The organism is Microbacterium sp. Se63.02b, assembly GCF_014171575.1.
In the GTDB taxonomy this organism is placed as follows: Bacteria; Actinomycetota; Actinomycetes; order Actinomycetales; family Microbacteriaceae; genus Microbacterium.
The window spans coordinates 3,031,514-3,052,699 of the sequence record NZ_CP050453.1; the positions used below are offsets into that span (position 1 = coordinate 3,031,514).

Consider the following 21,186-nt stretch of genomic DNA (forward strand, 5'->3'; position numbering starts at 1 on the left):
AGGAACATCGCGTGCACGAACTTCACATCGCCTTCCGGGAACGGCTGCTCGCCCTCGGATGCGACGAGCTGCGCGTTGGTCCGATGGATGACCGGGGTGTCGACGCCGAACTCGCTGTGGATCGCGGCGCGCACGGCTGCGCACGCGGCATCCGGGTGGGCGGGCGTCGCGCAGATGATGTTGCCGCTCGCGATGTAGGTCGAGAGGTCTTCGAGGTCGGTCTCCGCCGCCAGGACCTCCCGGAGGCGCGCCATGGGGACGCTGTTGCGTCCGCTGACGTTCACGGCTCGCAGCAGCAGGACGCTGCGGGTCACGCGTCGGCGCTCTCGACCAGCTCCGCACCGGCATGGACGAGTTCGGCGAGTGCCGCTTCGCTGGGTTCCGGAGCGACGCCCGCGACCAGGTCGGTGAGCACCCGGACGCGCACGCCGTGCGCGATGGCATCGAGTGCCGATGCCCGGACGCAGTGGTCGGTCGCGAGGCCGACGACGTCGGCGCTGAGCACCCCTGCCGCACTCAGGATCGCCCCGACGGTCTCCCCCTCGGGCGTCTCCCCCTCGAACATCGAATACGCCGGCTTGCCCTGGCCCTTGCGGACGTGGTGCGTCACGGCCTCGGTCACCAGCAGCGGATCGTACTCGGCGCCCTCCGTGCCTGCGACACAGTGCACAGGCCAGGTGTCGACGAAGTCAGGCGCCTCCGCGAAGTGGCCTCCGTTGTCACCCTCGGCGTCATGCCAGTCACGAGACGCGATGATCACCTGATACTCCCCGGAATGCGAGGCGAGAAAGGTCGTGATCGCGGCAGCCACGACATCGCCTCCCGCGACGGCGAGGGCGCCGCCCTCGGTGAAGTCGTTCTGCACGTCGACGATGAGAAGCGCTCTGCTCATACGTCGAGGGTACGCCGCACGAGACGGGAAAGGCCCCGTGATGTTCTTCGCATCACGGGGCCTTCGGAGCCGCTTGTCAGAATCGAACTGACGACCTTTTCATTACGAGTGAAATGCTCTGCCGACTGAGCTAAAGCGGCGTGCGACGCGTGAGCGGCGCGATCACCGATATTACCCTGTCTCGCGCCCGCTCGCGAATCGAGCCCGACTCACTCGCAGCGGAGGCCGTCCTCGGGCACCACGTCGTCGAGCAGGAACGCCTCCACGGCGTCGTCCACGCAGGTGTTGCCCTTGTTGTAACCGGTGTGCCCTTCGCCGACGCGAGTGATGAGGACACCCTCCTCCAACTGGTCGGCAAGCGACTCGGACCACTCGTACGGCGTCGCGGGGTCGTTCGTCGTGCCGATCACCAGGATGGGACCAGCGCCCTCAGCGGTGATCTCGCCGCGCGTGCCGGTCGGCGGGTACGGCCACACCTCGCACGAGTCCGGACCGCTCCAGTAGGGGGCGATGGTGGGAGCCCCCTCGGCGATCTTGTCGTCGATAGCGGCTTCGGCTGCCGGGTCGTCTTCCACCGGGTAGTCCATGCAGTTGTACGCGCGGAACGCCTCGGTGGAGTTGTCGATGTAGACGCCGTCCTCACGACCGTTGTAGAAGTCGGCGAGGAAGAAGGCAGAACCCGGGTCGCCCTGGAGCGCCTCGTCGAGCGCCTGCGTGAGGTATCCCCAGTTGTCCTGCGAGTACAGGGCGGCGATGATGCCCGTCATCAACGAGTCGGCTCCCATCAGGCGGCCGTCACCGTTCTTCAGCGGGGTGCGGTCGACGCTCGCCAGCAGAGCCCCGAGGTCGGTCATCGCTTCGTCGACGCTGCCGTTGAACGGGCACTCCCCGGAATCGAGGCAGTCCTGCATGTAGGCCCGCAGTGCGGATTCGAAGCCGAGAGCCTGCGTGGCACCCACCTCGAGCCCGGGGACGGCGGGATCGATCGCACCGTCGAGCACCAGACGACCGGCCTTCTCGGGGTAGAGCTTCGCGTAGGTCGCGCCGAGGAACGTGCCGTACGAGTAGCCGAGGTAGTTCAGCTGCGTGTCGCCGAGGACGGCACGGATCAGATCCATGTCGCGAGCGGCGTTGACCGTCGTGATGTACGGCAGGATGCCGCCGCTGTTCGCATCGCACGCCTCGGCGAAGCCCTTGTGCGCCTCGAGGAGTTCGGCCTCCCACTCCGCCGTGCCACGGGCCGCGGCAGGGATTCCGTAGAGGTACTCGTCCATCTCGGGGGCGTCGTAACAGGTCACGGCGGTGGAGGCGCCGACGCCGCGCGGGTCGAACCCGATCACGTCGTAGTTCTCGATGAGGTCGGCGCCGACCGCGAACGTGAGGTTGTTCTGCACGAGGTCGACGCCACTCGCACCCGGACCGCCCGGGTTGGTCAGCAGCGAACCGACGGGGGTCCCCTGGGCGCGATGCCGGACCACCGACAGGGTGATGTCGCCGGCGCTCGGGTTCTCCCAGTCGAGCGGCGCCGTGACATCCGTGCAGTCGAAACCGGGGCCGCAGTCCGTCCATTCGAGTTCCTGCGAGTAGAAGGGCAGCAGGTCTTCGGACACACCCTCGGTGTCGGGCGCGCTCGTCGTCGACGGACGAGACGTCTGCTCGGGGATCATCGCGTACAGGCACCCGGAGAGCGCGACGGAGGCTGCGGCGATACCGGCGATCACCGCAGCGGCGCGACGGAAGCGGGAAGTCGATCGGTTCGTCACGGTTTCCTCCCGCTCGTGATCGTCACGAGCAAGCTCTCCAGGGCGAGCAGCGGAGCGACGTTGCGCTCCAACGACTGCCGCGTCTCGGCAAGGTGGTCAAGTACGACAAGCGTACGGGTCTCCGACCAGGCGTCTGCGAGACCCTCCAGTTCGGAACGCAGCTCGCTGTTGATCAGATCGTCCCCGCGTCCGAACTGGAGCATGACGACATCACGGAACAGGGACTGCAGGTCGGTGAGCACGCGATCGATGCCGTCTCGCAGGCTACGGGTCGCGCGCTTCTTCTGATCGTCTTCCAGAGCGGACAGTTGCGTGCGCAATGCCGGGGGCACCGCCTGTCCCTCGGCGATCCCGATCGTGCGCAGGAGCGAGGCCCTCTCGTTCGCGTCACGTTCGGCCGTGAGAGACTTCGCATCCTCGGTCGCCGCCTGGATGATCCGCCCGGCGACCTCGACCGCATCGCCGACCCCGCGCACCGCGATGACCGATCTCAGGGTCTCGTCGCGCCGCCGACGAGCGGAGTCGTCGGTCGCGAGTCGCTGCGCCATGCCGATGTGACGTTGAGCGTGGCGAGCGGCCTGTTCGGCGACGTTCTCGTCGACTCCGGTGCGCAGACTGATCAGTCGGGCGACGTCGGTCACGTCGGGCTCGCTCAGACGCAGCGAACGCACCCGCGAGCGGATCGTGGGCAGCAGATCGGCCTCGCTGGGCGCGCACAAGATCCACACTGTCTGCTCGGGCGGCTCTTCCAGCGCCTTCAGCAGCACGTTCGAGGTGCGTTCGACCATGCGGTCGGCATCTTCGACCACGATGACCCGGTAGCGACCAGCCGACGGCGCGAAGTAGGAGCGCTCGACCAGGCTGCGCGCCTCGGCGATCGTGATGATGACCTTGTCGGTGCGCAGAGCCGTGACATCGGGGTGGGTGCCCGCGAGCACCTGACGCATCACGGTTTCATCGTCGGGGTGATCGGCGACGAGGGCTGCGGCGAAAGCATATGCGAGGGTCGAACGACCCGAGCCGGGAGGACCGGTGATCAACCACGCGTGCGAGAGCGCTGCAGGATCGGATGCCGCGGTTCGGAGCGTGTCGACGGCCGCGTCCTGGCCCCACACATCCGCCCACGGGAACGGAGCGGGAACAGTCTGGGGCATGCACTCAGCCTAATCGTGACCACCGACGCGCATGCACGAGCGCCCACGGACCGCAGCCCGCCTCGTATGTCAGCCGAGCAGCGCGGCCACTCGTCCGCGGATCTGCGTGGCGATCTCCTCCGCCGGCGCAGCGGCATCGAGCACGAGGAACCGGTCGGGTTCCGCTGCGGCGAGCGCGAGGTAGGCGTCTCGGACGCGGCCGTGGAACTCCGCCTGCTCGGCCTCCAGCCGGTCGAACGGCTTGTCGGCCGAGTCGAGCCGCGCACGAGCAGCGCCGGGGTCCAGGTCGAGCAGGAGGGTCAGATCCGGGAGTGCGCCTTCGGCCGCCCACAGCGACAGCTCGCGGATCTCGGTCGCATCGAGGATGCGCCCCGCACCCTGATATGCCACGGAGGAGTCGAGGTAGCGATCCTGCAGGACGATCTCGCCCCGGTCGAGCGCCGGCCGCACGACCGTCGCGACATGGTGCGCCCGGTCTGCCGCGTACAGCAACGCCTCCGCGCGCGGCGCGATGTCACCGCGATGGTGCAGCACGATGTCGCGGATCAGGTGCCCGACCTCGGAACCGCCGGGCTCGCGCGTGCGCACCACGGTGCGACCGGTGCCCTCGAGCCATTCGGCGAGCAGATTCGACTGCGTCGTCTTGCCCGACCCGTCTCCGCCCTCGAGCGTGATCCACACCCCGTGACCCGAGGTCACGAGTCCGCCTTCTCTGCGGCCTTCGCCGCAGCGTTCGCGGCCCGAGTCGCCGCCGCCTTCTTCGCCGCCGCCGACCGAGCAGCGGATGTCGCCGCGGTCGTCTTCTTCGCCGCAGGCTTCTTGGCCGCGGGCTTCTTCGCGGTCGTCGTGGTCGCAGCCTTCTTCGCCGGGGCCTTCTTCGCCGGGGCCTTCTTCGCTGCGCCCCGTTTCGGAGCCGGACCCTTCGCCCGCTTGTCCGCGAGCATCTGCACCGCGATCTCGAACGTGATGTCCTCGACCTTCTGCCCGCGCGGGATCGTCACGTTGGTCTCCCCGTCGGTGACGTACGCGCCGAAGCGCCCGTCGCGGATGCGGATCGGCTTGCCGCTGACGGGGTCGGCGTCGAACTCGGCGAGCGCGCTGGACGCGCGTCGCCCTGCCCCGTACTTCGGCTGAGCGTAGATCTCCAGCGCCTGCTCGAGCGTGACGTCGAAGATCTGCGACTCGTTCTCGAGCGAGCGGGAGTCGGTGCCCTTCTTGAGGTACGGTCCGAACCGACCGTTCTGCGCCGTGATCTCGTCGCCGGTCTCCGGGTCGACGCCCACCACGCGCGGCAGACTGAGCAGCTTGAGCGCGGTGTCGAGTTCGATCGTGTCGACCGACATCGAGCGGAACAGCGACGCCGTGCGCGGCTTGGGAGCGGCGTCCTTCTTCTTCGCGCCGCGCTTCGCCTTCGGCGCCTCGACCACCTCACCGGTCGCCTCGTCGACGGCGGCGTCTTCGGACACCGGGTCGTTCTCCTGGACGTACGGTCCGAACCGACCGTCCTTGACCACGACGATCTTCCCGTTCTCGGGGTTCTCGCCCAGCACCCGGTCGCCGGCCACCGGAGCGTCGATGAGCTCCTGCGCCTTCTCGGCGGTCAGCTCGTCGGGGGCGAGATCTTCCGGCACGTTGACGATGCGCGGCTTGGCCTCGGGGTTCTCCGGGTCGGCGACCTCGAGGTAGGGGCCGTACTTGCCGAAGCGAAGCGTGGCCGTGTCGGTGATCGGCGTGGAATTCAGAGCACGTGCGTCGATCTCGCCGAGGTTGTCGACGACCTGACGGAGTCCGACGTGGGAGTCGGAGCCGAAGTAGAACGACTTGAGCCATTCGACGCGGTTCTGCTCGCCGCGAGCGATCGTGTCGAGGTCGTCTTCGAGCGCTGCGGTGAAGTCGTAGTCCACGAGCTCGGCGAAATGCTCCTCGAGCAGTCGGACCACGCTGAACGCGAGCCACGTCGGCACGAGGGCCTGACCGCGCTTGACGGCGTATCCGCGGTCGAGGATGGTCTCGGGGATCGAGGCGAAGGTCGACGGACGCCCGATGCCCTTCTCCTCGAGCACCTTCACGAGGGACGCCTCGGTGTATCGCGGCTTCGGCGTGGTGCGGTGCCCCTTGGCCTCGGCATCCGACACCACGAGCTCGTCGCCGACCGCCACGGCGGGGAGCGACTGGTTCTCCGCAGCATCGGCATCGCTGCGCTTCTCGTCGCGACCTTCTTCGTACGCCTCGAGGAAGCCCTTGAAGGTGTACACGGTTCCCGACGCGGTGAACTCCGCCTTCTTACCCGCGGCATCGACGGCGATCGTCACCGTGGTGGTCTCGTACTTCGCGTCGGACATCTGGCTGGCGACCGTCCGCTTCCAGATGAGGTCGTAGAGGCGCTGCTCGTCACGGTCGAGCTCGGACGACAGCGAGGCCGGTGTGCGGAAGGTGTCACCGGAGGGGCGGATCGCCTCGTGTGCCTCCTGGGCGTTCTTGCTCTTCGACTTGTAGACGCGCGGCTTCAGCGGCACTGCCGCATCGCCGTAGAGGGCCACCGCCTGGCTCCGCGCCGCCTGCACCGCCTGGGTGCTCAGCGACGTGGAGTCGGTACGCATATAGGTGATGTACCCCTTCTCATACAGCCGCTGGGCGACACCCATCGCCTGCTTCGCTCCCATGGAGAGCTTGCGGCCGGCCTCCTGCTGCATCGTGGATGTCGTGAACGGCGCGTACGGGCTGCGGGTGCCCGGCTTGGCCTCGACCTTGGTGACGGTGCCGGCACCGACGGCGTCGATGGCCTCGGCGAGCGCGGTGGCCGCTGCCTCGTCGAGGATGACGACGGCCTTCTTGAGCTTCCCGTCGTCGTCGAAGTCGGTTCCACGGGCGAGCTGACCACCGTCGACGCGGACGAGTCGGATCTTGAACGAGGTGCCCGTCGCCGCCGCTGCGGCGTCGACGTCCCAGTACTCCGCGGACGTGAACGCCATGCGCTCGCGCTCGCGGTCGACGATGAGCCGGGTCGCCGCGGACTGCACACGGCCGGCGGAGATCCCGGTCTTGACCTTGTACCAGAGCACGGGCGACACGTCCCAGCCGTAGAGCCGGTCGAGGATGCGTCGGGTCTCCTGGGCATCGACCAGGTCGTGGTCGAGCTCGCGGGTGTTCCCCACAGCAGCCTGGATCGCGTCCTTCGTGATCTCATGGAAGACCATGCGCTTGACGGGGACCTTGGGCTTGAGCGTCTCGAGCAGATGCCAGGCGATCGCCTCCCCCTCGCGGTCCTCATCAGTGGCGAGCAGGAGTTCGTCCGCACTCTTGAGCGCGCGCTTGAGCTCGGCCACGGTCTTGGTCTTGCGGTCGGAGACGACGTAGTAGGGGTCGAAGCCGTTCTCGATGTCGATCGAGTACTTCCCGTACGCCTGCTTGTCGTCGGCGGGGATGTCCTTCTTGTCGGCGAGATCGCGGATGTGGCCGACGGAGCTGAGCACCTCGTAGCCGTCGCCGAGGTATCCCTGAATAGACCGCATCTTCGTCGGGGACTCGACGATGACGAGCTTCTTGCCTTCAGCCAAGGGGCGTCCTTTCTTCGAAGCACACCATACACACCACTGTGTGGGGTTGTTCACAGTGAGCGAGGTCGCACGGCCGTCATCATCCCTCGGGTGGCCCGGCACGGGCTCGGGAGACGGCTGCGAGACCAGCGTACGCCGCCTGGACCTCCACGGTCGCCACGAAGCCTTCGAGGGTGCAGCCGGTGAGTGCGGCTCCTGCTGCCGTCGCCACCCGCCCCGCGACCGTGCACGGCGCGTCCGTGCCCGGCACGGCGCCGCTCGCGGTATCGGCTGCCGCGAGCGCCGCGGCATCGGCGGCGCCTGCCACCCGCTGCGCGGTGACGCACGCTCCCCGACAGCCGCCAGCCCGAGGGACAGCGCAGCGGCGACCGTGAGGACGCCGGCGGCAAGCGCCGTGCCCGCCATCAGAGGCCGCCGTCGAGCGCACAGCTCGACGCTCGCTGCGGCACCCGGACGAGGCTGCCGATCATCGCCTCTGTGGTCGCGGTGACGCAGACCAGGTCGCCCGAACGGGAGGAGGAGACATGCGCCGCGGGGACCGCCACGTTCACCACCCGTGCGGCAGCCGCGGCCCCTTCACCGCGCCCGAGGAGACGAGCAGCGTCGGCTGATGCGTCTTGAAGGGCGACCTGGCGCGCTGCCGCACTGAGCGCGCCCCGCTCCGAGCAGGAGCGCGAGCACCACCGCGGGTAGCGCGAGCGCGAGTTCGGCAGCGACCGATCCGCGCTCGCGGTCGTCGGGCTCGATGCGCGACAGCGCGCGGCATCGGCGTCCACCGCTGGACCTTCCCCTCGCGCGCATCACGACACCGTCAGAGCTCGCCGCACGAGGTTGGTCAGGATGCCGCGGACCTCGTCGGATCTCATGATCGCGACAAGGAGACCGGCGAAGGCCACAGCAGCCATCGTGGTGATCGCGTACTCGGCGGTCGCTGCGCCGGTGTCGTCGCCGAAGAGTCCTGCCGCACGGCGTCGGTCCAATCGGGGAATGCTCTTCATGATGTTCTTCTTTCTCTGGGATGCCTGCGCATCGGGTGATCTGATGCCGGTCACACCGGCAAGGGTGTCGAGGACAGGACGCTGAGCAGAAGAGGCGCAACGCCGAGCAGCAGGAACGCCGGCAACGTGCACACGCCCAGAGGGATCAACAGCCGCGTCGAGAGTTTCGCCGCACGCAGACGCCCCTGCACTCTGGCGGAGTGGCGGTCTTGTGCGGCGGATGCCCTGAGGAGTTCGGCAGCGGGTACGCCCGCGGCGCGCGACAGATCGAGCACGGTGTCGATCCGATGATCGGCTCCGACGGATGCGGAACTCGGCGACCAGCCGTCGCGCACGGTCGATGGATACCCCGCCCGCGAGCGCCACGGCCATCAGCTCCGCCTGCATGCCCGGGATTCCCGGTGCCGGTCGCGCGCGACGCAGAAGCCGGCCCGTCCACACACGTGCTGCGAGCACGAGGAGGAGCCCGGCGATCACGCAGAGGGCGCCGAGCGGATTCCCGATCACGACCCCGAGGGTGTCGAACCCGAGAGCGAAGCCGAGGACGAGTCCGGCGAAGGGCATCCAGAGCAGCAGTCGTGCGGTCCCCGCGGGCTCGGCGAGGGCGATGCGCACGTCGTCGTCGGCGGCGGAGGCGTCTCGCAACGACTCGGCGATGATCCGGAGAACTTCCGCGAGCGGAGCACCGACCGTCGTCGCGATCTCCCATGCCGCTGCCAGGTCGACCCACGCGCCACCCTCGGCCTCGATCGCCGGCAGAAGGGGGACGCCACGGTCGACCCGATCGACCACGGCAGCGGCGTGCCGGTCTCCGGTTCCGGCGACGTGACGCCAGGCGATCAGCGGCACGGCTCCCGCCTGCAGAAGCACCGCCAACGTCTGCACGGACGCAGCCACGTCAGCACCCCCGCTCGAGCGTTCCCCGCCTCCGCGCAGGCGGATCACCATGGACTCACCTCCTGGATGTCGAGCCGGTCGCCGGTGATCACGAGGCGTCCTGCGTTTCGGATCCGTCGAACTCCGCCCGGAGCGCGGTCGAGGTGGAGCACCACGGTGAAGGCACTGACGCACTGACGCGCGAGTGCGACGGCGTCCATGCCCGCCAGGGCGCCGAGTGCTTCGAGACGAGCGGGAACATCCCGGAGTCCACTGGCGTGCAGCGTGCCCGCCCCTCCGTCATGCCCGGTGTTCAACGCTGTGAGCAGTTCTCGGACCTCTTCGCCTCGGCATTCGCCGACCACCAGCCGATCCGGCCGCATCCGGAGGGATTCCCGCACGAGGCGGGAAAGGGAGATCCCTCCTGCGCCTTCCAAATTGGCCTGACGCGCCTCGAGTGCGACGTGATGCGGATGGCGAGGGCGCAGCTCGGCCACGTCTTCGATGGTGACGATGCGCTCGGTCGGGGGCACCGCCGACAGCAGTGCGGAGAGCAGCGTGGTCTTGCCGGTTCCGGTCCCGCCCGTGATGAGGATGTTCGCCCGCTTCGCGACAAGGTCGAGCAACCACGCCTGCTGGCGCGCTCCGAACGCGCCGAGGGCCGCGAGAGCGTCGAGATCCGCGGCGCGCACCCTGGGGATGCGGATCGACAGAGCGGTTCCCGCGGTCGCGACGGGTGCGAGGACGGCGTGCACGCGGATTCCGGAGTTCAGGCGAACGTCGACGCACGGCGCCTGATCGTCGAGATGGCGGCCGCCGAGGCCGACGAGGGCGACGGCGAGCTCACGGACCTCCCGCTCCGATGCGCGCCAGCCGGCTACGGCTTCGGCCCCATGCCCCCGATCGACGAACAGACCGCATGTTCCGTTGACGAACACGTCGGTGACGGTCTCGTCGATGTGAGCGCGAAGGGGACCGAAGGCGTGATCGAGGCGCAGCGGCTCGCAGGCGGCGTCCGTCGAGAGGGCGACACGCGAGTCTTCCCTGGGCTGGATGACGAAGGAATCTGTCATACCGCGACGCTAGGCGGCGGCGATGAGCCCTGTCTCCAGGCGCTCATCGATGGCTCGAGGACTGTGCACAAGCCGCATCTCCCCACAGCCGGTGCAGGAATTCGGGGCGAGCGGGCGGGCACAGGCGGGAGCGCTCCCAACGGAATGGGCGGCATCTCACGGGGGGAATGAGATGCCGCCCACGGCGGACCACGATTGGGGGAATCGGGCACGCCAAGGCCGGAATGAGATTTCGGCTGTCGTCGAGTGTACGCAAGGCAACCGTCCTGACAAAACCGACGCGACTACCGACTTTCGGCAGTATGCGCTCCCGAGTCACGAGGATAGATTCGCCGTGACCTGGTCGACCACCCCCGCGACCACGCTCGAACGACCCGAATGCCGCAAAGGAGCGCCTGCCGATGAGCAGCCAGATCGACCACCTTCTCGACGAGACCCGGCGGTTCGCGCCATCGGAGGAGTTCGTCGCCCAGACCATCTCGTCGCCCGCACTGTATGAGCGCGCTGCCACTGATCGCGAGACCTTCTGGGGCGAGCAGTCCCGTGAGCTCGTGCACTGGCACAAGCCGTTCACACAGGTCCTCGACTGGACGAACCCGCCGTTCGCCAAGTGGTTCGACGATGGCGAGATCAACGTCGCCTACAACTGCCTCGACCGCCATGTCGAAGCCGGCAACGGCGATCGCGTCGCCCTGCACTGGGAGGGCGAGCCCGGCGACTCCCGCCGTATCACCTACGCGGAGCTCACCGACGAGGTCAAGCGCGTCGCGAACGTGTTGTCCGGACTCGGCATCGGACAGGGCGACCGCGTGGCGATCTATCTGCCGATGATCCCCGAGGCGATCGCCTCGATGCTCGCGGTCGCGCGCCTCGGCGCCATCCACTCGGTCGTCTTCGGCGGGTTCAGCGCCGACAGTCTGCGCTCGCGCATCGACGACGCGGGAGCGAAGCTCGTGATCACCGCCGACGGCGGCTACCGCAAGGGTCGCGTCTCGGCGCTCAAGCCCGCGGTCGACCAGGCGCTGGCCGACCGCGGTGAGGGCGAGCAGCAGACCGTCGAGCACGTCCTGGTCGTCAAGCGCGGCGAGAACGACGTCGACTGGATCGAAGGCCGCGACCTGTGGTGGCACGATGTGGTGCCCGAGGCATCGGCCGAGCACACCGCGCAGGCCTTCCCCGCGGAGAACCCGCTCTTCATCCTCTACACCTCGGGGACCACGGGGAAGCCCAAGGGCATCCTGCACACCTCCGGCGGCTATCTCACCCAGGCCGCGTACTCCCACAAGTACGTGTTCGACCTGCACCCGGAGACCGATGTGTTCTGGTGCACAGCCGACATCGGGTGGATCACCGGCCACAGCTACGTCACGTACGGCCCCCTGGCGAACGGCGCGACCCAGGTCCTCTACGAAGGCACACCGGACACGCCGCACCCCGGACGCTGGTGGGAGATCATCGAGAAGTACAAGGTCTCGATCTTCTACACCGCCCCGACCGCCATCCGCTCGTTCATGAAGATCGGCCGCAGCGTCCCGAAGAAGTTCGACCTGTCATCCTTGCGTCTGCTGGGATCGGTGGGCGAGCCCATCAACCCCGAGGCATGGATGTGGTACCGCGAGGTGATCGGCGCCGGCAAGACCCCGATCGTCGACACCTGGTGGCAGACCGAGACCGGCGCGATCATGGTGTCGGCACTTCCCGGCGTCACCGAGACCAAGCCCGGATCCGCACAGGTCCCCCTCCCCGGCATCTCGATCGACGTCGTCGACGAGCAGGGCGTCGAGGTGGGCAACGGCAACGGCGGACTGCTGGTGATCACCGAGCCGTGGCCGAGCATGCTGCGTGGCATCTGGGGCGATCCGGAGCGCTACCGCGAGACCTATTGGGAGAAGTTCGAGGACCAGGGCTACTACTTCGCCGGCGACGGAGCACGCCTCGACGAGGACGGCGACCTGTGGCTGCTCGGCCGCGTCGACGACGTCATGAACGTCTCAGGGCACCGTCTCTCCACCGCCGAGATCGAGTCGTCGCTGGTAGCGCACGAGGCGACGGCCGAGGCCGCGGTGGTCGGCGCATCCGACGAGACGACCGGCCAGGCCGTCGTCGCCTTCGTCATCATCAAGGAGAGCTACCTCGCAGAACACGAGCCCGCAGGTCTCGCCCAGCAGCTGCGCCTGTGGGTCGGCGAGCAGATCGGCGCCATCGCCCGTCCCCGCGACGTGTACATCGTCGGCGAGCTGCCCAAGACCCGCTCGGGAAGATCATGCGACGTCTGCTGCGCGATGTCGCCGAGGGGCGCGAGGTCGGCGACACCACGACGCTCGCGGACACCGCGGTGATGAGCATCATCTCGGCGCAGGTGAAGTAGGTCCGTCGCCGCAGACGACGAACGCGCCTCCCGACACGGGAGGCGCGTTCGTCGTTCCGCGATCGACACGGATGCCGTCACGGCGCGTCAGGCGAGGATGAAGGTCACCTCGACCTCGACGGGGCTTCCGAGGGGAAGCTCGGCGACTCCGACGGCCGCGCGAGCGTGGCGTCCGGCGTCGCCGAAGATCTCGCCGAGCACCTCGCTCGCACCGTTGACGACGCCGGGCTGACCGATGAATGCGGCAGCGGAGGCGACGAATCCACCGACGCGGAGCACACCGGCGATGCGATCGACGCCACCCGCCGCGTCGGCGGCCGCGGCGGCGAGCGCGTTCAGCGCACAGGTGCGCGCATAGGCCTTGGCGTCTTCCGCCGAGACCTGCGTGCCCACCTTGCCCACAGCAGGCAGCGTGCCGTCGACGAAGGGCAGTTGACCCGAGGTGTAGACCAGCCCGCCGTGGACGACGGCCGGGACGTAGGCCGCGACAGGTGCCGCGACGGCGGGAAGCTCGATGCCGAGCTCGGCGAGCCGGGCGGCGACGCTCACGCCTGCCCTCCCTCGAACTGGCGGGCAGCCTGCTCCGCGGCGGCGAGTCCCGCGTTCGCCGAGGCGTCGGTGGTCACGGGGCGCTTCAGGTAGGCGACGAGCCCTCCCTCGGGGCCCTGCACGACCTGCACCAGCTCCCAGCCCTGCTTGCCCCAGTTGTTGAGGATCGCAGCGGTGTTGTGGATCAGCAGCGGCGTGGTGAGGTACTCCCACGTGGTCATGGCACTCCTGTCGATCGGGGCGCGACACCCTGATCCGGGGCCGGGCTCGTCAAAGGTGGTATTCAGGGAACTCCCCTACGATCAAGCGTATGCCCCAAAAGAATCGCACGGTGAGAGGCGTCCTCGGCGGTCTCGTCGGGCTCGTCGGTCTGAGCGCCGTCGCCGGACTCCTGGTCGCCGCCAGCGTCACCCCCGTCTTGACGATGTCCGGACTCGCCGGCGCCCAGGCGCTCACGCTCTTCGACGAGCTCCCCGAGGTCCTGCAGGTGGACAACCCCATGGAGCAGTCCACGATCTACGCGACCGATCAGGACGGCAAGGACATCGCCCTCGCCTCGTTCTACGAGCAGAACCGCGTCCCCGTCAAGTACGACCAGGTCTCCCCTGTGCTGTACGACGCGATCCTCTCCAGTGAGGACAAGAGCTTCTACAGCCACGGCGGCGTCAACGTGGGCGCCACCATGAAGGCGCTGATCGACAACGTCCGCGGAACCTCCAGTCGCGGCGCGTCGACGATCAGCCAGCAGTTCGTCAAGAACGTCCGCATCCAGGAGTGCGAGCAGAACGTCGACACCACCTCCGACACGTATTCCGAAGAGCTGCAGCAGTGCTGGCGGGATGCGACCGAGGCGACGGGCGCCGACGGCATCGAGCGCAAGCTGCAGGAGATGCGCTACGCCATCCAGATCGAGAAGGACTACTCGAAGAACGACATCCTTCTCGGTTACCTCAACATCGCGAACTTCGGCGGCACCGTCTACGGCATCGAGGCCGCGTCGCGCTACTACTTCTCGACGACGGCGGCGAACCTGACCGTGGCACAGGCCGCGACCCTCGCCGGCATCGTGCAGAACCCGAACACGTACCGGATCGACAAGAAGGAAGGCACCTGGACCAACAAGGAAGGTGTCGCGCAGAACAGCGAGGCCGACGGGTACGCAGGGACGAAGGATCGCCGCGACTACGTGCTCGGCCGGATGCTCGCCGACGGCAAGATCACTCAGGCGCAGTACGACGAGGCCAAGGCCGCTCCGATCACGCCCGCGATCAAGGTTCCGACGCAGGGCTGCGGCGGCGCGGGCCCGAACGCGTACTTCTGCCAGTACGTGAAGTCCATCGTCGAGAACGACGAGGCCTTCGGGGCGACGGAGCAGGATCGACGCGATCTGCTGCGCCGCGGCGGGCTCAAGATCTACACGTCGCTCGACTTCCGCATCCAGAACGACGCCGCCCGCACGATGGGCGAGATCGTCCCCGCGAACTACGACAACAACTACTTCGGCGCCGCCGGGGTCTCGATCGAGGTCGGCACCGGCCGCATCCTCTCGATGACGCAGAACACGCAGTTCGTGGAGACCCCGACCGACGACCTCGCCAAGACGTCCCTCGTCTTCGCGGGTGACCAGTTGCACGGCAATTCCGGCGGCTTCCAAGTCGGATCGGTGTACAAGCTCTTCACCCTGATCGACTGGCTCGAGAAGGGCCATTCCGTCAACGAGGTGCTCAACGGCCGCGTGCAGACCAACCTGAAGATCCCCGTCTGCACCGTTCCGCAGTCGACGAACACCAAGGAGATCGGCAACTTCGGTGGGGGCGGCGGCTCCACGGGGTCGGTCATGAACTTCACGCGCAACTCGCTCAACAGCGGGTACTTCGCCATGGCGTCGAAGCTCGACATCTGCGACATCAACAAGGTCGCCGACCGCATGGGCGTCACACTCGCCAACGGCAAGAAGGTCACCGACGAGAACGTGCCGTACGACGTGCTCGGCCCGAAGAACATCTCGCCGATCGCCATGGCCGGCGCCTACGCCACGGTGGCGAGCGGTGGCACGTACTGCACGCCGCGAGCGATCGACCGCGTCGTCGGCCCCGACGGCAAGGAGCGAGAGCTGCCGGCGGCGGCGTGCACCGAGGGCGTCATCTCCAAGGAGGTCGCGGCGACCGCGGCGTACGCCCTGCAAAGTGTGATGAACGGCGGCACCGGCAACCAGGCGAACCCCTACGACGGCACGCCCCTCATCGGCAAGACCGGAACACACGACCGCTGGTCCACGATGATGATCGAGTCGAGCACGAAGGTCACCACCGCCGTGTGGGCGGGCCGTTGGAAGGGCCAGGCCGACATCTATCAGAAGTGGGCGGGCAACTACCAGCTCAACGCCATGCGGTATCCGCTGGCCAGGGCTGCACAGGCGGCCGCCAACGCCGCGTACGGGGCGACAGGTTCCCCGACGCGGACCGCAACCTGACGCGTCGCGTGGTCACCGAGGTACCGGACGTCGTCGGCATGACGATGGATGAGGCGAGATCGACGCTGGAGAGCCGCGGCTTCTCGGTCACCAACGGCGCGCCCGTCGAGAGCGACAAGCCGACCAACATCGTCGCTGCTCAGGATCCGTCCGGGCAGGCGGCGGGTGGCGCGACCATCACCATCTCGCCGAGCAACGGTCAGGGCACGACCGTGCCGGCGGACCTGGTCGGGAAATCGCCCACCGAGGCGACGGCGGCCCTCCGAAGCGCGGGGTTCACGTCGATCGACATCGACAACTCCTGCAACCCTCCGAGCGCGGTCGTGGCGTCCACGAATCCCCCACCGGGCACGGCGACGAGTAAGACCACCGGCATCACCGTGACGTGTCAGTAGGCACCGGCCGGACGGCGCACCCGGCCCTCATCGCGCTCGGCGCGGTGGGGGCCGTCGGTGCGGCCGCGGCGGTCTGGGGCATCGGCATCGAGCGTTACCTCTTCACGGTGCGCGACGTCACCGCGCCCGCGCTTCCCGCGGGGTCGAGGCCGCTGCGGATCCTGCACCTCTCCGACGCGCACATGGCACCGTGGCAGCACCGCAAGCAGGACTGGCTGGGCTCGCTCGCCGCGCTGAAGCCCGATCTCGTCGTCAACACCGGCGACAACCTCGGGCACGTGAACGGTCTCGACGGCATCCGCCGCGCGTTCGACCCGCTCGCCGGCATCCCCGGCGTGTTCGTGCACGGATCGAACGATGTCACGGCTCCCTCCCCCAGGAACCCTCTGCGGTACTTCCTCGGACCGTCGAAGAAGCATCACGAGCCCGCGCACCTCGACACCGAGGCGATGGACCGCTACTTCGCGGACGAGCTCGGGTGGACCGATCTGAACAACGCTGCAGCGCGGCTCACGATCGCCGGAGCCGCACTCGACCTCTTCGGCGTGAACGACGCGCATCGGGACTGGGACCGCCTCGACGTGCTCCCCGCCGCGATCGCAGCCCTCGGGCAGCGGGAGGCCACGACTCCGATGCTGGGGGTCACGCATGCGCCCTACCAGCGGGTGCTCAACGGATTCACGGACCTCGGCGCGGACGCGATCCTGGGCGGGCACACCCACGGCGGGCAGGTCTGCCTCCCCGGCTACGGCGCCCTCGTGGCGAACTGCGACATCCCGTTGAAGCAGGCGAAGGGGCTCAGCACCTGGACGCACGACGGCCGCTCCGTGCCGCTCAACGTCAGCGCCGGGTGCGGGCACTCCATCTACGCACCTGTCCGTTTCGCCTGCCGCCCCGAGGCGACGCTGCTCACCCTGACCGCACGGAACTGATCGCCCGCCTCGATTCGGCGTGCAGAGCATTTCCCTGTAGACTCGGAGGGTTGCAAACGGGGTGTGGCGCAGCTTGGTAGCGCGCTTCGTTCGGGACGAAGAGGTCGCAGGTTCAAATCCTGTCACCCCGACCAGTGACACCGGAAGGCCGCCCCCAGGGGCGGCCTTCTCTGTATCGGGTTCGCGCACGAAGGGAACGCATGGGCTCTCTGCTCCCCCCGCCGCGCCGTTTCACGCGAGTCTGGGCACTCGTGCTGGCCGTCCCGTTCCTCGCCGGTCTCGCCGCCCTCACGCTCACCCCGTCGCGGATCGAGCAGACGATGCCGAACCTGCTCGACGTGGTCCTTGGCGTGGCCCACCGCCTCGGCTGGTCCTCGCTCGACTTCACACGTCTCGAGATCATCGCGAACATCCTGGTGTTCGTCCCGGTCGGCATCCTGGCGTTCGTGCTGCTCCCCCGGCGCGTCTGGCTGCTCGCCCTGCTGGCGGGCCCCGTGTTGTCCGTCGCGATCGAGACCGCGCAGCGCGTCGCATTGCCGCACCGCGCGGCGACCGTGACGGACGTCCTGGCCAACTCCGCAGGAGCGGTCGCGGGCGTCGCGCTGGCGGTGCTCTGCACAGTCCTGATCGCCCGACGCGACTCACAGGATTCACCTTCTAGGCTGGAGGCATCATGAACGCGCCCGCACTCGTCGCCTTCGACCTCGATGACACGCTCGCCCCCTCGAAGGGTGTGATCGACCCGCGGATCGCCGACCTTCTCCGCGCCCTCCTCCGCACGGTCGACGTCGCCATCATCTCGGGCGGCAACGAGGCGCAGTTCCGTTCGCAGGTCGTCGCACGTCTCGGCGGTGCGGACGCCACAGCTCTCGCACGCCTGCACCTGCTGCCCACCTGCGGCACGCGCTATCTCCGCCACGACGGCACCGACTTCACGTCGGTCTACGCGCACGACCTCAGCGATGACGAGAAGCAGGTCGCGCTGACGGCGCTCCGCGAAGAGGCCGAGCGTCTCGGGCTGTGGGAGGCGGAGCCCTGGGGCGAGATCCTCGAGGACCGCGGCTCGCAAATCACCTTCTCGGCCCTGGGGCAGCGCGCCCCGCGCGAGGCCAAGCACGAGTGGGACCCCACGGGGAGCAAGCGCGGCGCTCTGCGCGACGCCGTCGCCGCCCGCCTTCCTGGACTCGAAGTGCGCTCGGGGGATCCACGTCGATCGACATCACCCAGGCCGGCATCGACAAGGCGTTCGGCATGCGGCAGCTCGCCGCGCACACGGGGATCGCCCTGACCGACATGCTGTTCTACGGCGACCGCCTCGACGAGGGCGGCAACGACTACCCGGTGCTGGCCATCGGGGTGCCGTCTGTGGCGGTGGACGGCTGGGAGGATACGGCCGACAAGCTCGAGGTGCTGCTCCGCACGCTCTGACCTCGCGCCATGTCGCGCCGCGCGCATCGCGGGGCCCTAGCATGGCGTCATGGATGCGCTGCTGATCGTCATCGTCGTCGCCGCGGCCGCGAGCGCCGTGTGCTGGGTCCTGTCCCTGATCACGCGAGACACGTCCTGGGTCGACCGCGCCTGGTCGATCGTGCCCGTCGTCTACGTCTGGATCTTCGTGGTGGGCGCCTTCGCCGACGGCGAGGGTTCCGCCCGCGTGGTGATCATGGGCGTGCTCGCCACGGCCTGGGGGGCGCGCCTGACATTCAACTTCGCGCGCAAGGGCGGCTACACGGGCATGGAGGACTACCGCTGGGCGATCCTGCGCGGCCGCATGCGACCGTGGCAGTTCCAGGTCTTCAACGTGCTGTTCATCATCGTCTATCAGATGACGCTGCTCGTGCTGATCACCCTCCCCGCGATGGTCGCGGCGGAGAACCCCTCCGCCCTCACGGTATGGGACGCGGTGTTCGTGGCCGCGTTCCTGGCGTTCCTGGTCGGTGAGACCGTCGCCGACCAGCAGCAGTGGCGATTCCATCAGCGCAAGAAGCAGGCCGGTGGCACCCTCGAACCCGGGTTCGCGACCACCGGGCTGTTCCGCTACAGCCGACACCCCAACTTCTTCTTCGAACAGGCACAGTGGTGGGCGTTCTACGCGATCGGAGCGACGGCTGCCGTCGCAGGCGGTGCAGGCGTGATCGGCGGTGCGGTGAATCCCACGATCATCGGTCCGGCGCTGCTGACCCTGCTGTTCATCGGTTCGACGATCTTCACCGAATCGATCACGGCGTCGAAGTACCCGGCCTACGCCGAGTATCGCCGGACGACGTCCATGCTGGTGCCGCTGCCACCCCGCACCCCAGCGGTGGCCCCGCAGTCCTGACCACGAGGCCACCGCCGGGTCTCACGCTCAGTGGACGTGAGCCTCGGAGGCCGCGCGTGAGACGGGGACCAGGCGCGTCAGCTGAGTGACGTGACCGGGTTCGAGCTCGGCGAGGGAAGACACGCCCAGCAGGCGCATCGTCCGCTCGATCTCGCTGCGCAGGATCGCGATCGTCCGGTCGACGCCCTGACGACCGCCGGCCATCAGGCCGTAGAGGTAGGCGCGCCCGATCAGCGTGAAGTCCGCCCCGAGCGCGACCGCCGCGACGACGTCTGCGCCGTTCATGATGCCGGTGTCGATCATGACCGTGAAGTCGTCGCCCACCGCCTTGCGGACCTCGGGCAGCAGGTGGAACGGGATGGGGGCGCGGTCGAGCTGGCGGCCGCCGTGGTTCGACAGCACGATGCCGTCGACCCCCTCGTCGCGCAAGCGGACGGAGTCCTCCACGTTCTGCACGCCCTTGATGATGATCTTGCCTGGCCAGATGTCGCGGATGACCGCGAGGTCGTCATAGCTGATCGTCGGGTCCATCGCCGCGTCCAGAAGCTCGCCGACCGTGCCGCCCGTCGTGCTGAGCGAGGCGAACTCCAGCTTCGGCGTCGTGAGGAAGTCGAACCACCACCAGGGGCGCGGGATCGCGTTGATGATCGTGCCGAGCGTGAGCTGCGGCGGGATGCTGAATCCGTTGCGCTTGTCGCGCAGTCGGGCTCCGGCGACGGGCGTGTCGACGGTGAACTGGAGCGTGTCGAAGCCGGCAGCCGCGGCACGACGCGTGAGCTCGTACGAGATCTCACGATCACGCATGACGTAGAGCTGGAACCAGTTGCGTCCGTGCGGGTTGGCGGCCTTCACGCCCTCGATCGACGTGGTGCCGAGGGTGGAGAGGGTGAACGGGATGCCGGCGGCCGCCGCCGCACCGGCTCCGGCGACCTCGCCCTCGGTCTGCATCAGGCGGGTGAAACCCGTCGGCGCGATGCCGAACGGCAACGCCGATGGACCGCCGAGGATCTCCACGCTCGTGTCGACGTCGGGCGCAGGGCGCAGGATCCCCGGGTGGAACTCCACATCCTGGAACGCCTGACGTGCCCGCGTGAGGGAGAGCTCCCCTTCGGCCGCACCGTCGGTGTAGTCGAACGCCGCCTTCGGGGTGCGGCGCTTGGCGATCGTCCGCAGATCGCCGATCGTGAGCGCGGCGTCGAGGCGGCGCTTCCGGCCATCGAGTTCGGGCTTCTTGAACTTCATGAGCTCCAGGAGCTCAGCGGGGTTGGGGAGCTGGCGCTGCACCATGGTCTGCCTCTCGGTTCGGGGATGGGATGTCGCGGGTGAGGCCCGCAGCTGTGTAGTAGCCGGTGATGTGCGTGCGCACGAGGGCCCGAGCGACGTCGACATCGCCGTCATCGATCGCGGACACCAGTGCGCGATGCTCCGCACGCAGGCTCGCTGCCATCGCCTCCCACTCGGGGATCGCGGAGACGCCCGCCTGCACGTACGACTCGATAGAGGACCGCAGCCCGGCCATCATCGCGGCGATGACCGTGTTGCCGCTCGCCTCGGCGAGGGAGAGATGCAGCTGGGCGTCGAGCGCGAGGAACTCCGCCGGCGCGAGTTCCGGGGCGTCCATCGCCTGGAGCAGCTGGTGAGCATGCGCGGTGTCGCGCTGCGGGGCCGCGGCCATCTCGGCGACGACGGCGTCTTCGAGCACAAGACGCGTGCGCACGACATGGTCGAGGGGAAGCCCTTCGCGGCGACCGCAATCGGAGCAGGGCCGACATGCCCCCGGTCGGCGTGGCGATGACGATCGCGCCGGACTGTGGGCCCGACCCGGTCGCGGTGCGG

At 68.5% G+C, this 21,186-nt stretch carries 18 protein-coding genes, 2 tRNA genes and 4 pseudogenes; 8 read left to right on the forward strand and 16 right to left on the reverse strand.

What is annotated here, in order from left to right; genetic code table 11:
- Positions 1-53: 53 nt before the first annotated feature.
- From G4G29_RS22455 to G4G29_RS15070, 12 genes and pseudogenes are all read right to left on the reverse strand, one after another.
- Positions 54-254 (reverse strand): annotated as a pseudogene (locus tag G4G29_RS22455) (DUF1697 domain-containing protein); the annotation flags it as partial.
- 56 nt (positions 255-310) lie between these two features.
- The gene (locus tag G4G29_RS15020) at positions 311-892 is read right to left on the reverse strand and encodes an isochorismatase family protein (RefSeq protein WP_183150680.1); all 582 of its coding nucleotides are present in this window, start codon (positions 890-892) and stop codon (positions 311-313) included.
- Positions 893-959: 67 nt separating this feature from the next.
- Positions 960-1,032, reverse strand: a tRNA-Thr gene (locus G4G29_RS15025).
- A gap of 69 nt (positions 1,033-1,101) precedes the next feature.
- Positions 1,102-2,655 carry an alpha/beta hydrolase gene (locus G4G29_RS15030; RefSeq protein WP_183150681.1) on the reverse strand — a complete coding sequence of 518 codons (1,554 nt, stop codon included), beginning with the start codon at positions 2,653-2,655 and terminating at the stop codon, positions 1,102-1,104.
- On the reverse strand, positions 2,652-3,809 hold the full coding sequence (locus tag G4G29_RS15035; protein WP_183150682.1) for a DNA polymerase III subunit delta': 1,158 nt from the start codon (positions 3,807-3,809) through the stop codon (positions 2,652-2,654). The genes G4G29_RS15030 and G4G29_RS15035 overlap by 4 nt, the downstream gene beginning before the upstream one ends.
- Before the next feature lie 69 nt (positions 3,810-3,878).
- Positions 3,879-4,508 carry a dTMP kinase gene (tmk, locus tag G4G29_RS15040; RefSeq protein ID WP_183150683.1) on the reverse strand — a complete coding sequence of 210 codons (630 nt, stop codon included), beginning with the start codon at positions 4,506-4,508 and terminating at the stop codon, positions 3,879-3,881.
- A complete protein-coding gene (topA, locus tag G4G29_RS15045) occupies positions 4,505-7,366 on the reverse strand; it encodes a type I DNA topoisomerase (protein ID WP_183150684.1) in 2,862 nt (953 codons plus the stop codon). Before topA ends, tmk begins: the two co-directional genes overlap by 4 nt.
- 79 nt (positions 7,367-7,445) lie before the next feature.
- Complete coding sequence (locus tag G4G29_RS15050; RefSeq protein WP_345941089.1) at positions 7,446-7,673, reverse strand: hypothetical protein; 228 nt, start codon at positions 7,671-7,673, stop codon at positions 7,446-7,448.
- A 97-nt stretch (positions 7,674-7,770) separates the two neighbouring features.
- Entirely contained in the window at positions 7,771-8,142 is a 372-nt protein-coding gene (locus G4G29_RS15055; RefSeq protein WP_244632062.1) for a hypothetical protein, read from the reverse strand.
- Positions 8,143-8,166: 24 nt separating this feature from the next.
- A complete protein-coding gene (locus G4G29_RS15060; protein WP_183150685.1) occupies positions 8,167-8,364 on the reverse strand; it encodes a DUF4244 domain-containing protein in 198 nt (65 codons plus the stop codon).
- 603 nt (positions 8,365-8,967) lie between these two features.
- A pseudogene (locus tag G4G29_RS24145) lies at positions 8,968-9,312 on the reverse strand (pilus assembly protein TadB); the annotation flags it as partial.
- Complete coding sequence (locus G4G29_RS15070) at positions 9,306-10,313, reverse strand: TadA family conjugal transfer-associated ATPase (RefSeq protein WP_183150686.1); 1,008 nt, start codon at positions 10,311-10,313, stop codon at positions 9,306-9,308. The gene G4G29_RS15070 and the pseudogene G4G29_RS24145, both read right to left, overlap by 7 nt.
- Before the next feature lie 401 nt (positions 10,314-10,714).
- Here G4G29_RS15070 and acs point away from each other — a divergent pair.
- Positions 10,715-12,681, forward strand: a pseudogene (gene acs, locus G4G29_RS15075) (acetate--CoA ligase).
- Positions 12,682-12,768: 87 nt separating this feature from the next.
- Here acs and G4G29_RS15080 read toward each other — a convergent pair.
- Together G4G29_RS15080 and G4G29_RS15085 are read right to left on the reverse strand one after the other, a co-directional pair.
- A complete protein-coding gene (locus G4G29_RS15080) occupies positions 12,769-13,230 on the reverse strand; it encodes a RidA family protein (RefSeq protein WP_183150687.1) in 462 nt (153 codons plus the stop codon).
- A complete protein-coding gene (locus G4G29_RS15085) occupies positions 13,227-13,451 on the reverse strand; it encodes a hypothetical protein (protein WP_183150688.1) in 225 nt (74 codons plus the stop codon). The genes G4G29_RS15080 and G4G29_RS15085 overlap by 4 nt, the downstream gene beginning before the upstream one ends.
- A 110-nt stretch (positions 13,452-13,561) precedes the next feature.
- Here G4G29_RS15085 and G4G29_RS15090 point away from each other — a divergent pair, with 110 nt between their 5' ends.
- The 7 genes and pseudogenes from G4G29_RS15090 (at position 13,562) to G4G29_RS15115 (ending at position 19,350) form a co-directional block, all read left to right on the forward strand.
- Positions 13,562-15,703, forward strand: coding sequence for a transglycosylase domain-containing protein (locus tag G4G29_RS15090; protein ID WP_244632063.1), 2,142 nt, complete (start codon positions 13,562-13,564; stop codon positions 15,701-15,703).
- Positions 15,704-15,711: 8 nt separating this feature from the next.
- Entirely contained in the window at positions 15,712-16,098 is a 387-nt protein-coding gene (locus tag G4G29_RS22460) for a PASTA domain-containing protein (RefSeq protein WP_244632064.1), read from the forward strand.
- Positions 16,089-17,030 (forward strand): metallophosphoesterase, encoded by a 942-nt coding sequence (locus G4G29_RS15095; RefSeq protein ID WP_183150689.1) that lies wholly within the window; start codon positions 16,089-16,091, stop codon positions 17,028-17,030. The genes G4G29_RS22460 and G4G29_RS15095 overlap by 10 nt, the downstream gene beginning before the upstream one ends.
- Before the next feature lie 57 nt (positions 17,031-17,087).
- A tRNA-Pro gene (locus G4G29_RS15100) sits at positions 17,088-17,164 on the forward strand.
- A 66-nt stretch (positions 17,165-17,230) separates the two neighbouring features.
- Positions 17,231-17,707, forward strand: a complete 477-nt coding sequence (locus tag G4G29_RS15105) for a VanZ family protein (RefSeq protein ID WP_183150690.1) — start codon at positions 17,231-17,233, stop codon at positions 17,705-17,707.
- Positions 17,704-18,458 (forward strand): annotated as a pseudogene (locus tag G4G29_RS15110) (HAD-IIB family hydrolase). Before G4G29_RS15105 ends, G4G29_RS15110 begins: the two are co-directional and overlap by 4 nt.
- A 49-nt stretch (positions 18,459-18,507) precedes the next feature.
- Positions 18,508-19,350 carry a DUF1295 domain-containing protein gene (locus G4G29_RS15115; protein ID WP_183150691.1) on the forward strand — a complete coding sequence of 281 codons (843 nt, stop codon included), beginning with the start codon at positions 18,508-18,510 and terminating at the stop codon, positions 19,348-19,350.
- A 27-nt stretch (positions 19,351-19,377) separates the two neighbouring features.
- Here the strand turns inward: G4G29_RS15115 and G4G29_RS15120 are convergent, their stop codons facing one another.
- Both G4G29_RS15120 and G4G29_RS22465 read right to left on the reverse strand, forming a co-directional pair.
- Complete coding sequence (locus G4G29_RS15120) at positions 19,378-20,637, reverse strand: alpha-hydroxy acid oxidase (protein ID WP_183150692.1); 1,260 nt, start codon at positions 20,635-20,637, stop codon at positions 19,378-19,380.
- Entirely contained in the window at positions 20,606-21,067 is a 462-nt protein-coding gene (locus G4G29_RS22465; RefSeq protein ID WP_244632065.1) for an FCD domain-containing protein, read from the reverse strand. Before G4G29_RS22465 ends, G4G29_RS15120 begins: the two co-directional genes overlap by 32 nt.
- Between the last annotated feature and the right edge of the window lie 119 nt (positions 21,068-21,186).

What these genes read in the sequence shown, in the direction of transcription:
- G4G29_RS15020 (WP_183150680.1), bottom strand. Translation starts at nt 892, where the DNA reads ATGAGCAGAGCGCTTCTCATCGTCGACGTGCAGAACGACTTCACCGAG.
- G4G29_RS15070 (WP_183150686.1), bottom strand. Translation starts at nt 10,313, where the DNA reads ATGACAGATTCCTTCGTCATCCAGCCCAGGGAAGACTCGCGTGTCGCC.
- G4G29_RS15035 (WP_183150682.1), bottom strand. Translation starts at nt 3,809, where the DNA reads ATGCCCCAGACTGTTCCCGCTCCGTTCCCGTGGGCGGATGTGTGGGGC.
- G4G29_RS15120 (WP_183150692.1), bottom strand. Translation starts at nt 20,637, where the DNA reads ATGGTGCAGCGCCAGCTCCCCAACCCCGCTGAGCTCCTGGAGCTCATG.
- G4G29_RS15060 (WP_183150685.1), bottom strand. Translation starts at nt 8,364, where the DNA reads ATGAAGAGCATTCCCCGATTGGACCGACGCCGTGCGGCAGGACTCTTC.
- G4G29_RS15115 (WP_183150691.1), top strand. Translation starts at nt 18,508, where the DNA reads ATGGATGCGCTGCTGATCGTCATCGTCGTCGCCGCGGCCGCGAGCGCC.
- G4G29_RS15085 (WP_183150688.1), bottom strand. Translation starts at nt 13,451, where the DNA reads ATGACCACGTGGGAGTACCTCACCACGCCGCTGCTGATCCACAACACC.
- G4G29_RS15105 (WP_183150690.1), top strand. Translation starts at nt 17,231, where the DNA reads ATGGGCTCTCTGCTCCCCCCGCCGCGCCGTTTCACGCGAGTCTGGGCA.